Origin of the sequence: Streptomyces sp. NPDC048288 (assembly GCF_043201555.1) — a bacterium.
In the GTDB taxonomy this organism is placed as follows: Bacteria; Actinomycetota; Actinomycetes; order Streptomycetales; family Streptomycetaceae; genus Streptomyces.
In genome coordinates, this window is sequence record NZ_JBICZD010000002.1 from 179326 (window position 1) to 190306 (window position 10981).

Consider the following 10981-nt stretch of genomic DNA (forward strand, 5'->3'; position numbering starts at 1 on the left):
CGGCCGTGCGTACGGCAGGCACAGAGCGTACTCAGGTGATCTAGTGCGGGGTGCTGCGGTTCACGAGCGTCATCCCGCCAGGAGCAGGCAGCGGTCCCAGGGGGCGGTAGTCGCCGTGTTGACGGGGTCGGTGAGACGGACCAGGTGAATGCCCGACGTGCCGTCCATCAGGCCGACTCCGTCCGGCAGTCCGCTGTGGTCCAGGTGCTCGTCGAGCCGGGCTCGCAGACGGGGCAGGTGCGCTGCGAGTTCGTCGTTGACGGCGTCGGCGGCGGCCCGGGCGGCGGTCTGTATGAGTCCCGCCCAGCCGTGGCATAGGGATGCGTCGGTGAGCTGGGCGAGCTGCTGGTCGTCGGCCAGGCATCCGGCAAGGGCCTGTTCGGCGCGGCGTTGCCGGTCGGGGTCGCCGAGGGCGATGGCGGCGAGTTGTTGGGCGCGGGCGATGCCGGGGGTGCCATAGCACCAGGACGGACGTCCCGGTACCGAGTGCTGGATAACGCCGCGTCGGTGTTCGGGCCGGGTGACCAGGCCCGGCCACCAGGCGCGCGAGCCCGTACCGTCGCGCCACTGGTCGAGCCAGCCGCATATCCGGATGATGGCTCGTTTCTGTCCGGGCGCCGTGTGGCCGTGGCGCACGGCAGTGGCCAGCAGTGCGAGGGGTCCACTGATGCCGTGGGCCAGACCAAGGTTGCCGTGTCCGCCGGGCCATTGCGGCGACGGGCGAAGGTCGGGGCTGTCGCTGCTCCACCAGCCCGGCAGGAGCTGGGACTCGATGGTGATCGGTTCGGTCAGCCGCACCAGGTAGGCGAGGACGTCTCGTAGTTCAGTCCGGTGACCGCGGTGCAGGTGGTAGACCCCCAGGCCGGTCAGTCCGCTGATGAGGTCGTACTCGTCCAGGCTGGGCGGCGCGCCGCGGTCGATGCGGGCGTTCGCCCGCATGAGGCGGTGGCGGGTGACGTCGGCGAGGTGTGCGTCCAGGGTCGCCAGGGCGCGGGTGCCGGTGTCCGTGTGCGTGAAGCTGAGGACGTACGCGACGGCTGGCGCGCCCTCGTACAGGCCGCATGCCTCCGGGGCGGCCTGTATCGGGCCCTTGACCATGGCGGCGGCCCACGGCCGGAGCGCGTCCGTGTCGTCTTCGCCGGTGTGGGCCCTGACGGCGTGCAGCAGGGCGGCTCCCGCCGCGCCGGAGTACAGCGACTGGCCCCAGCCGGGCCTGGTGGGTGTGGGCGACGCGTCGTGGTTCATGAGTGGCTCTCCCCCGGCCGTGCGGTCCACGCGAGAGCGGACTGACGGGCCAGGCGCCGGCAGATCCGCTCGTCCTCCCGGTCCAGGCCGCGCAGTCGGTTGTGGTGCATGTGCAGCAGGGACTCCAGAACCGAGTCGAGGTCCATGTCCTCGGCGAGGTGCTCGCGATACAGCGTCAGGGCCACCGCGCGGCGGTGCCACGCGTGTGCGAGCGCTTCGCCCCAGCCGCGGGCGCGGGGCGTGGGGTGGCGAACGAGTTCGACGGTCTGGTCTCTGACGCCTCGCTCGACTCGGGCCGGAGGAGCGGGACGGTTGGCCAGCCAACGCATGCCATCGTCGAGACCGAGCAGACCGCAGGCGATGTCCGCCATGCCGGCCGCGGCCAGCGCGCGTCCGTCGAGGCCGTCGCCTCCCAGGCCCCGCAGGACGGCGAGGGAGTAGGCCGAGTCGGCGGCGAACACCGCCTCGGCACCGCGCAGGGCAGCGCCGGGGCCGTAGCGGCCGATCTCCGGGGTGTACGTGTCGAACACGAGCCTGCTGCTGAGCCCCTCGTGGCGCAGTCCGGCGGCCCATCGGGCGACGAGCTCGGTGTGGGCGGAGTACTGTCCGGGGCTTCGGGTGCGGATGCGCAGGCGTAGGTGGTCGGGGTCGTGCGGGGTGCGGTAGCGGACGAACCACCACTCGGGTGCGCCCTGGAGCTGGGCCATGAGCCGCGCGAGGTGGGTGGCGATCAGTTCCTCGAACTGGTCGGGGTGGGTGTAGATCTTGGCGTTCAGCCAGGGTGCCCACACCGATCCCGGTACGGGCCCGAGGGTGCTATTGGTGAGCACGGGGAGGGAGCCGGAGAGCGGGTCAGGGGCCGGCGGGCGGGTGCTGGTCATGGGCAGGGCGATCTCGTGGACGTGGCCGCCGATCCAGCCGTAGCTCTCCTCGGGGGGCGCCTCGGTGAGCACGGTCTGGTCTTCCCGGGACAGGTGGGCGCGCAGGACGGCGACGTGGGCGGGCACGTCGAGCCTCAGTCGTCGTGTGCGGTCGTCTTCCCGCAGCTCGACGGCATCGTGGCAGTGCCACTGCTTCCGCCAGCGGCCGAGGGCGTCCGCCCACTCCCGTGTCTCCGTACCCCGGCCGGGGAAGGCGTCGGCGGTCAGGTTCCAGCGGCCAGGAGAGAGGATCACGCGCCCGTAGCGGACGCGTGGCAGGAACGGCAGCCGTGCGCCGTGCGGACCCCAGTCGAAGCCGGTCCAGGCGGGGCCGAAGGAACGGGTCAGGTGCGCCAGGAACCGGGCCAGGGGCGGAGGTTGCTTGTCCAGGGCCATGGCGTGGAAGACCTGCGGGTCAACGACGCGACGGCGGGAGATGCTGACCAGATACAGGCGGGTGTGCGTGGCCGTGACCGCGAGGTCGTCGACGTCGATGAGCGTCGGCACGGTGTCGCCGGGGCCGCGGTGTTCACCCAGTGGGATCACGTGCGGGAGATAGGCGGGGATGCGGGCGACGTTCTCGGTGTGCGGGTACAGCGGCGGGAAGGAGAGCTGCGCGGTCAGCGCGTTCTCGACGCTCGCGGGGACCTGGCGGTAGATCTCGTCGAGTCCTAAGCCGTTGGCGACCGGTGAGAATCGGGACGTGAGTGTTCCCGCGGCGCGGGCCGGCGTCACAGTGAGCGTGAAGTCCCCGCGCTCCAGCGCGGGCAGACTGTCGGCGTGCAGGCGCGCGCACATCTCCACGTGGGGCGGCGCCTCCCGCACGGCCATCGTCTCGTCGGCCAGGCGGTCGATCACGTCGTCGGTGAGGACGATCTCCCTGCCGTCGTCGGCCAGGGCCTGCCAGGCCAGGGCCAGCAGCCGCTCGTCCCGCTCGGAGACCACCGTTGGCGGCGCGGTCATGCGGCTGCCGGGGTACTCGGCCGGGTAGCCGAGCCCGGACGCCGGGTCGACGACCTCCTTCACCGGCACCAGTGTTCCGGTGCCGTACCGCTCCCAGAACGCGACCTGGTACTCCTTCCACACACCCTGGCCCGCCGGTCGGCGCGTCAGCCGCAGCAGCGCATCGGCGGCGCGCTCCATCTCGCGCGCGACGCTCTCGGGGATCCGTACCTCGGCGTCCAGCCGCAGGTCGATGGCGAGAGGGCTTCGGCCCGCGCCGGAAAGCCGACGCAAGAGCGGCGTCAGCGCCTGCCGTTGTGACGCCTGGCGGTTCGCGGGAAGCCGGTTGTGCTCGTGCACAGCGCGTCGCACTGCTTCCAGTTCGTGCAGGACCCGCGCGGCCTCCGGCACCGTGCCCGCGTCCAAGCTGTACAGCTGCTCGATCAGGTGGGACAGCGGATCGGTGTCGGTCATCGGCGTGCGCAAGCTGGTAATCAGGAACTTCTCGCGCACCAGCGTGCCGAGCAGTGTGGTGATGTGGCGTGGCTCGGTTCGGCGAAAGGCGGAGGCCAACTGCTCGGCGAGGGCGGCGAAGCGGACCGGCTCGCGCGCGAGGTCCTCGATCCAGCGGACCGCGCTGGTGCGCCGGACAGTGGCCCCCATCGGTCCACCGTGCGGGACGTGCAGGCGTCCGCCTCGGCGTGCCGCCAGGTTGTTCAGGACCACGTCCAAGCGCTCCAGCAGGTCGGGGGACGCCTCCAGACGAGCGACGACGTCGTCCAGCCACTCGGTGTCCACCCGCGCCACGGCCCGGTGCGCGTCTCCCCATCTCGCGTACGGGGCGGAACCCACGCCGACCGGCGCCACCCCGGCGAAGAGGCCGAACGGGGTCGGCCGCCCGGTAGCTCGCAGCGCGTAGCGGACGGTGGCCAGGGCAGCGCGCCGGACCTGCTTGGGACGTGCCGGCTGCCCCGCGCGGATCGCGTCGACCCGTGTGGCGAGATCACCGCTCGTCTGCCGGACCGCGTCAGCGAACCCCTCGTCGGCCCACACCTCCTTCAGCCATCTACGGCAGGCATCCGTGTCGGCCGGATCGGGCCACCACCCCGGCAGACTCGTCAGCGGCATCGCGGCGGCCCGGAGCAGGGCCGTGCCCGTGTGCTGGTAGAGCTTTCCGTCACTTCCCATTTCCCGTGCCTCCGCCATAGTTCTGTGACCGGGCGGGGCCGGGAGCGAAAGTGCCCCCGGCCCCGCGTACGAGCCGCTGTCAGACGGCGCTCGCGCAGGACGAGGCGCAGGACGGCTTGCAGCCGTCACCGGTGTCGCACGCCCTGGGAAGCAGGTCGGCGTCGACCTCCGTGATGATGGTGAGGTCGATGTCGAAGGGGTCGGCGGGTACGTCGAGGGCGCCTGCCACCACGGGCACCTCGGCGCCGGCCGTTACCGGCGGTGGCGCGCTGATCGGGCTGAGTGTGGTTGCGGTCATCGCACTTCCTCTCGTGTCGGAAGGGTTCGAACGGTTCGTCGTACTGCTGGCCGGCCGGTGTGCGGCTCGCCGCGCCGCACACCGGTCGGGTTCCTGCATTCGCACCTTGCGGTGCGGCCCCTCTCCGGCTGATCGGATTCCGTGGGGGACGGGGATTCGGAGCATCCGGAGAGGGAGTCGAGGACGCGGGCCGTAGCTACCTGATCTGGCCTGCGTAGAGCGTGGTCAACGCTGTGCCGGTCACCAGGACGGGCAGGAACAGCACTTGGAAGGCGCCGAAGCCGAACCGGCCGACGTACTTCGCCGGGTGCCGCAGCACCAATCCGAGCTGGCTGAGCAGTTGCCGCAGAGGCCGTAGCCGCATGGTGGTCATCACGCCGCCGTCCTCCGTAAGAGCGTCGGGTCGGCGGCGTCGACGACTGCCCATGGCGTCGTGATCAACGCCCCGGTCCGGGCCTGCCAGGCCGCGAGGTTCGTCCTGTCCTCCTCCAGATGCCCCAGCATCACGAGCGGAGGGGTGACGATCGCGGCCGCCCTCCCCTGCTCGACCGCGGCCAGAGCGTTGTGCCAGCCCTCGCACAGGGCGCGGCTCTCGAACGGTGCCGCCCGGTCGACGTATGTCTCGACCGCCTCCAAGCCGGCATCGGCGACGTACCGCCGTGTGCTGGCCACGCTGTGGTCGGCGATCTCACCGAGCGACGCGGGCAGGCAGGCGTACAGCACCAGGCGCGCGCCCGGGGGCACCTCGTGCAGTGCGATCTGCCTTGCGCTGCCGCTCATTCCGAGTTACCTCCAGCCGGTTGTGGTCGAGACGCCAAGGGCCGGCGCTTCGAAGAAGAGCCTCGCTGGGGGCGGCCGACGGCGGTACGCCGTCAGGACGCCGTTCGTCCGCCGTCCGGCGGCGCGCGAAGAGGCGGAGCTGCGGCGTACCGCCGCAGCTCACGGATGGCGAGGGTGATCGGTCCAGTGCCCAACCGGAAACGAGAGCGGCGATGGACGCGGTAGACGAAGAGCGCCTCTGCAGGCAGACACCGGTAAGGCGTCATTGGGTGAAGCTGGCCGACTGCGCCGAGCCTTCGGGCCTCGCGCGGCGACACGTACACGAGTCCCTCAAGGGACGTGCCTCACCGGAGCGCGTCGACGACGCCGTTCTGGTCGCCTCGGAACTGGTGGGCAACGCGGTCAGACACACCGCCGGCGGACCGGACTGCATGTGCGTGGAGGTCTACCGGGACGTAGCGGTACTGCGAGTCCACGACGCGGGACGGGACGTCTCCAAGGTCCAGGCGCGATCAGCGCAGGCGTCGCTGGGTGAGCTGACGGAAAGTGGTCTCGGACTGCTGCTCGTCGGGGCGCTGGCCTCCGTATGGTCAGTCCGGCCGACCGCGATCGGCAAGGTGGTGGTCGTGGTCTTCCCCCTGGATGCCTGTGGGCTACCCGAGCGGGACGCTCTTCCGTAGATCCCAGCGGTACGTCCGGCCCTCGCGGCGGAGTTCCACCAACTGAACGGTGGACACGGAGAGTTCGACAGCGGGGAGAGCACGAAGTGCTGAGACCGCCTCCACGACAGGGGTAGCGGGACGCCGACGGTTGTTGTAGGCGAGGCTCAAGTGAGGTCGGAAAGCGGACGTCGGCTTCTTCGGCGCGAGACCGGCGCTGCTTCCGGCCTCGGCCAGCGCGTGGTGCAGCCGCAGCAGGGGTTCCCACGGGCCGAGGGACAGGCGGACGGCACCGCGGGAGCCGGCCAGCGGCATGGCGCGTATGGAGAACGCGGGGGGCAGCAGCGCCTCGACGTCCCGCGCCAGGCTGTCCAGCTGACCGGGGGCGACAGCGTCCGACCTGCCCACGCGGGCGAGGGTGATGTGCAGCCCGTCCGTCGGCACCGGGTCGAGGCCGAGGGGCGCCAGCTCCTCCTGGCAGTGTCCGGCGAGGGTCGCGAGCCGCCGGTCGTCCGGGAAGGCCAGCATCCAGTAGTACGCCCGGCTGCCGTCCGACCAGCCAGGGCGTGCCCAGTGGTCGATCATCTCGTCGAGTGCGCTGAACGCCGCCCAGTCATGGGCCGCGGTGACCGCCGGATCATGCGTGTCGGCGGGAGGCTCGGCGGGGAACGCGGCGGGATCGGCGCTGAGCAGGGGCACCCGTCGAACTCCTTCGGCTTCACACTGCCCCGGCGTACGACGACATCGACGGCGCCTACGACGCGGATGACGCCATGGCCAGGACGGCTGGCTGCGAGCTCCAGGCCAGGAACTCCTCGCCATAATCGCGTACCGCTTGGTGATCACGCCACGGCCCGGCCTGCTCGCGCAGGTGACGGGAGCGTTGGTAGACGGAGCTGATCGGGGTGTCTCCGCACAGCCGTAGGGCCTCACCCCCGAGCGCCATCGCGTGGTCGATGTCAGGAGTGCGCTGCTGCAGCAGCGCGGTGGCGACGTCGAGGCGTACGAGCGAACGGCTCCAGGAGGAGGCCGAGTGCTCGACCAGGTCGTCGATGTGCTCGGCGTCACGCAGTACCTGAGCCGTGTTGCGCAGGGCCACGTGTGACGTGACGGCGTTGGCCAGCGTCCGGGCTCGTCCGTACGGCTCGAAGGAGATGCAGGAGGTGAGCCCGACGGGTACCTCGTGGAGGTCGGAGAGGCGGAGGGCCTGCCCGATCGCCTGCTCGACGGCACGTCGGTCACCGGTTTTACCGAGGGCTCGGGCTCGGCCGTTGGCGAGCAGGCGGATGGACTGGGGGTGGCGTGGCGCGCGCTCAACGGCAGCGGCGGCGCAAGCGTCGGCCTCGTCGTACCGGCCCGCGTAGTAGAGGCCGAAGGAGAGGGTCCCGCGCGCCCAGAGCTCCGTGTCCAGGTCGCCGATCTCGCCGCTGAGATCGCGGGCTTCGGTGCAGTACGCCTCCGAGAGCGCGAAGTCGCCCGTGTTCACCGCCATGTAGCCGAGCAGGCCGGAGGCGCGAGCGGCGAGGCGGAAGAGCTCGCGGCGTGTGCCTGGTGGCTGGCGACCGTCGAGGAGGGTGTGGGCGAGCTGCCGCACCTGGCGAGCCTGGGGGCGTAGGGCGTACGGCCCGTCCTGCTCGTACCGGCCGGCAATGCCCTCCAGGGAGGAATCCAGGAACGCGAGCGTCGCGGCGTCGGTGTTGCTGGCCGTGAGCTGCCGGGTCCGGGCGACGATGTCCAGGGGGTTCTCGTCGTCCTCTCGCGGCGCAAGGGGACTCGGCGCTTGCTGGCGTGCGGGCGGCTCCTCGGAGCGGCCGGACTCGGAGTCGCCGTCGTACACCGCGGAGAACAGCTCGGACACCGGTCTGCCCAGCATGTGCTCCAGCACCCGGCAGGCGTCAGGACGGGGCAGGGTCAGTAGCTCCCCGCCGTACCAGCGGTCGAACTGGCGTGGAGAGACCTGGAGGGACGCCAGGCGAGGGTCTCGGTCGAGCTCCGCCAGCCGCACGGCGGCCCGCTCGTACTGGGCGGCGAAAGCCTCGTGCGTCGTCAGGTGCCGTTGCTGGAGCAGCTGCCGGAGCAGCGTTGTCCGTGGCATGGCCCACCCTCCTGGTACGGCGTGCGGGACCGACGTGGAGGCGCGCGCCGGTGACGGGGTCGTGGCGAGGCATCGCCCATCGGTCTGCTGCGGCGCGCACCCGTACGAGGACGCGTCGTGACTCATGACAGCATGCCGACGTAACCATCAACTAGGCAATATGCCTTGAGAAGTTGACCCGTACGGGCTTGTCGAGGCAGCGCCGGTACGGAGAGACTTCCGGCATGGCCTTGAAGAGAAGCCTGGTCCCGCAGTCGGTCTACCGGCGACAGCTCGCGGCACGGCTGAAGGAACTGCGTGACGCGACCGGGCTCACCCTCACCGAGGTCGCCGACCAGCTGGAGGTCAATCAGGGGTCACTGAGCCGAATCGAGAACGGCGAACGCGGTACGACGCCGGTCCTCGTCCGCGCTCTGCTGGACCTGTACGGCGTCGAAGACGAAGGCCGGCGCGCCGACGTGCTCGACCTCGTGCGAGCGGACAAGGAACAGCAGAAACCCTGGTGGCGGAAGTACTCCACGGTGCTCACACCAACCCGCTACGACGGGTACCTCGCACTGGAGGCCGGCGCGACGCACCTCGCCAGCTACCAGCCGATGCTCGTGCCAGGGCTGCTCCAGACCGAGGACTACGCACGTGCCGTGATCTCCCAGATGAGGAAGGACCTGTCCCCGCCGCAGGTCGAGTCCCTGGTCAGGGTCCGCATGGAGCGGCAGAACAGCCGCTTGGGTGGTGAGGCCCCCGCCGGACTCTGGGCGATCCTCGACGAAGCCGTGCTGCGCAGGACGGTCGGCTCTGTAGATGTCATGCGCGACCAGCTGCGAAAACTGGTGGAGGCGAGCGAGCAGTCGAACGTCACCGTGCAGCTGCTGCCGTTCTCGCTCGGGGCGCATCCCGGACTGTACGGCCCGTTCGTCATCCTGACTTTCCCGCACCCCACGCCGGACCTGGTGTGGCTGGAGAACCCCAAGAACTCCGTGTATTTGGAGTCCCCGGAGGACGTGGACAACTACACGGAAATCTTCGATCAGTTGAGGGACAGCGCCCTCGACCCGTCGGAGACTCGCACCCGCATCGCACGTATCAACAAGGAGCTCGAAGAGTGAGCACGCCCAGCGCAGCCACCCCGCACGACGTCACGACAGCCCCACGAGGCGTCGATCTCGCGCACGCGCGGTGGCGAAAGAGCTCGTACAGCGGGGGTGCAAATGACTGCGTGGAAGTCGCGGAGTTGGGCGAACACGCCGCAGTGCGTGACTCCAAGGACACCGACCGTGGGCCGTTGCTCTTCTCGACAATGGCGATGCGCGCACTGGTCGCCGGAATCGCCAGCGTATCCAACAGCGAGCATTGCGGCTGAGAAGAAAGACATTCCCCTCGGATGGAACCATCCGTTGCAGGCTCAGCAGGCGACGTCGACAGCAGAGGCTGCGAAGTCGTCCTCAAGCTGCCGGGACGCGTCGTCCTTCACCAGCAGTACCTCAGCGTCGAAGAGCTTGGAGGTCAGCGCCTCTGTGAGGGGTGGGGGCACGGCGTTGCCGATGATGACCTGAACCTCGGTGCGAGTCAGCTCATAGCGAGGCTTGACCCTTTCATCGACGAACTTGAAATAGTCCGGGAAACCCTGGATACGCGCGGCCTCGTGGGCGGTCAGACACCGCGGAACTTCAGGGTGGACAAAACGTCCGCGACCCATCGTAGCGAAACCGCTGGTAATAGTCTGAGCCGGACGGTCCCACCACAAGCGGCCATACATCGAGGTGTAATTGTGCTCACCCTGATGACACTCGGGGCGCTCTTCGTTCGGCAGGTTATGCTCGTCGTTCTCGAAGAGATACTTCATACGCCGCTGATTATCGGCGTTGGGTACGGCAGCCTCATCGAAAAATGACTTCGGTCGGACGTCGAGCAGGTCGCCGATCGCCCAGTACAGATCATGAGGCGTGGCTTTGTGGTCTTCGACCTTCAGCAGGTCGGCGGCTGAATAGCCAAATGGCAGCGCGTCTTCACGGATGGCCAGCAGTATGTGGCGTTTACGCGTCTGGGCGACCCCGAGCTTGAGAAGGTCGATACGACTGGTGGCGACGTCGTATCCAAGCTTCTTAAGGTGAACGATGGCGCGGGAGACCACCTGCTGCTTGTCATTGACAACGGCCAGCACGTTCTCGATGACGACTGCGCGAGGGCGCAGAACCTCTGCGGCACGAGCCATACGCAGGTACAGTCGGTTCTTCGGATCATCGCGGCGAGTGTGGTTATTGAGGTTACTGTGCCCCTGGCACGGGGGCCCGCCGAGCAAGAGTCCAACCTCACCCACCGTGGAGAGCGTCGCAGTCTCCCGAGCGGTCAACGAGGCGCCGAGGTCGCCGTCGAAGTAGGACTCAACGCTTCCCTCTTGGACGTTGGCCTTGGGAAAGTTGGCCTTGAAGACCTCGGTGGGAGCTGCCTCGAAGTCAACTGCGAGACGAACGTCAAGCGAGACGTCGCGCTTGTGGGCTGCCTGGGCAGTACCCAGGGTGAGGCCACCGCAGCCGGCGAAGAGGTCCACGACTCGCAGGGAGCTGACGCCCTCCTCAAACTTCGGCCGCCGCTTAGCCTGCAGGGGGTACTGCTTGCCCACGCGTGCCCCCCATCTGCCCTTGCCTGTAGAACCGCCGGAACGAGCGGTCATCGTACTCGATCAAGGATGAACGCGCGCGGTAGACCGGCAGGTAAGTGTCGCCTGACCTGCCGCTCATGACACTTCTACGCCCCGCCTTCCGGCATCACGAGCACCCTGAACCATTTCGTCATCGGCCATCACCTGCGGCACTGTTGTTACCGCGGCACCGGCAGGGCCCACGTCGTCCGGCCG

The 10981-nt window shown here is 69.4% G+C and carries 11 protein-coding genes; 3 read left to right on the forward strand and 8 right to left on the reverse strand.

Going from position 1 to position 10981, the window contains the following annotated elements:
* Positions 1–69: 69 nt before the first annotated feature.
* From ACGFZS_RS07165 to ACGFZS_RS07185, 5 genes are all read right to left on the reverse strand, one after another.
* The gene (locus ACGFZS_RS07165) at positions 70–1245 is read right to left on the reverse strand and encodes a lanthionine synthetase C family protein (RefSeq protein WP_393794237.1); all 1176 of its coding nucleotides are present in this window, start codon (positions 1243–1245) and stop codon (positions 70–72) included.
* Positions 1242–4295 (reverse strand): lantibiotic dehydratase, encoded by a 3054-nt coding sequence (locus ACGFZS_RS07170; RefSeq protein ID WP_393794238.1) that lies wholly within the window; start codon positions 4293–4295, stop codon positions 1242–1244. The genes ACGFZS_RS07165 and ACGFZS_RS07170 overlap by 4 nt, the downstream gene beginning before the upstream one ends.
* A 79-nt stretch (positions 4296–4374) precedes the next feature.
* Positions 4375–4593 carry an FxLD family lanthipeptide gene (locus ACGFZS_RS07175; RefSeq protein WP_393794239.1) on the reverse strand — a complete coding sequence of 73 codons (219 nt, stop codon included), beginning with the start codon at positions 4591–4593 and terminating at the stop codon, positions 4375–4377.
* Positions 4594–4789: 196 nt separating this feature from the next.
* Positions 4790–4969 carry a hypothetical protein gene (locus ACGFZS_RS07180; RefSeq protein WP_393794240.1) on the reverse strand — a complete coding sequence of 60 codons (180 nt, stop codon included), beginning with the start codon at positions 4967–4969 and terminating at the stop codon, positions 4790–4792.
* Positions 4966–5373, reverse strand: a complete 408-nt coding sequence (locus tag ACGFZS_RS07185) for a hypothetical protein (RefSeq protein ID WP_393794241.1) — start codon at positions 5371–5373, stop codon at positions 4966–4968. The genes ACGFZS_RS07180 and ACGFZS_RS07185 overlap by 4 nt, the downstream gene beginning before the upstream one ends.
* Positions 5374–5642: 269 nt before the next feature.
* On the opposite strand from ACGFZS_RS07185, the gene ACGFZS_RS07190 reads away from it, so the two are divergent.
* Positions 5643–6053 carry an ATP-binding protein gene (locus ACGFZS_RS07190; RefSeq protein WP_393794242.1) on the forward strand — a complete coding sequence of 137 codons (411 nt, stop codon included), beginning with the start codon at positions 5643–5645 and terminating at the stop codon, positions 6051–6053.
* Here ACGFZS_RS07190 and ACGFZS_RS07195 read toward each other — a convergent pair.
* Positions 6027–6731: a 2'-5' RNA ligase family protein gene (locus ACGFZS_RS07195; protein ID WP_393794243.1), complete on the reverse strand. Its 705-nt coding sequence runs from the start codon at positions 6729–6731 to the stop codon at positions 6027–6029. The two genes, ACGFZS_RS07190 and ACGFZS_RS07195, sit on opposite strands and share 27 nt — an antisense overlap.
* Before the next feature lie 55 nt (positions 6732–6786).
* Positions 6787–8127, reverse strand: a complete 1341-nt coding sequence (locus ACGFZS_RS07200) for a tetratricopeptide repeat protein (RefSeq protein ID WP_393794244.1) — start codon at positions 8125–8127, stop codon at positions 6787–6789.
* 224 nt (positions 8128–8351) lie between these two features.
* Between ACGFZS_RS07200 and ACGFZS_RS07205 the strand changes: the two genes are divergently transcribed.
* Positions 8352–9233, forward strand: coding sequence for a helix-turn-helix domain-containing protein (locus tag ACGFZS_RS07205; protein WP_393794245.1), 882 nt, complete (start codon positions 8352–8354; stop codon positions 9231–9233).
* A complete protein-coding gene (locus ACGFZS_RS07210) occupies positions 9230–9487 on the forward strand; it encodes a DUF397 domain-containing protein (protein WP_393794246.1) in 258 nt (85 codons plus the stop codon). The genes ACGFZS_RS07205 and ACGFZS_RS07210 overlap by 4 nt, the downstream gene beginning before the upstream one ends.
* A 42-nt stretch (positions 9488–9529) precedes the next feature.
* Here the strand turns inward: ACGFZS_RS07210 and ACGFZS_RS07215 are convergent, their stop codons facing one another.
* Complete coding sequence (locus ACGFZS_RS07215) at positions 9530–10747, reverse strand: DNA cytosine methyltransferase (protein ID WP_393794247.1); 1218 nt, start codon at positions 10745–10747, stop codon at positions 9530–9532.
* Positions 10748–10981: the final 234 nt, after the last annotated feature.

What these genes read in the sequence shown, in the direction of transcription:
- ACGFZS_RS07200 (WP_393794244.1), bottom strand. Translation starts at nt 8,127, where the DNA reads ATGCCACGGACAACGCTGCTCCGGCAGCTGCTCCAGCAACGGCACCTG.
- ACGFZS_RS07205 (WP_393794245.1), top strand. Translation starts at nt 8,352, where the DNA reads ATGGCCTTGAAGAGAAGCCTGGTCCCGCAGTCGGTCTACCGGCGACAG.
- ACGFZS_RS07185 (WP_393794241.1), bottom strand. Translation starts at nt 5,373, where the DNA reads ATGAGCGGCAGCGCAAGGCAGATCGCACTGCACGAGGTGCCCCCGGGC.
- ACGFZS_RS07175 (WP_393794239.1), bottom strand. Translation starts at nt 4,593, where the DNA reads ATGACCGCAACCACACTCAGCCCGATCAGCGCGCCACCGCCGGTAACG.
- ACGFZS_RS07165 (WP_393794237.1), bottom strand. Translation starts at nt 1,245, where the DNA reads ATGAACCACGACGCGTCGCCCACACCCACCAGGCCCGGCTGGGGCCAG.
- ACGFZS_RS07170 (WP_393794238.1), bottom strand. Translation starts at nt 4,295, where the DNA reads ATGGGAAGTGACGGAAAGCTCTACCAGCACACGGGCACGGCCCTGCTC.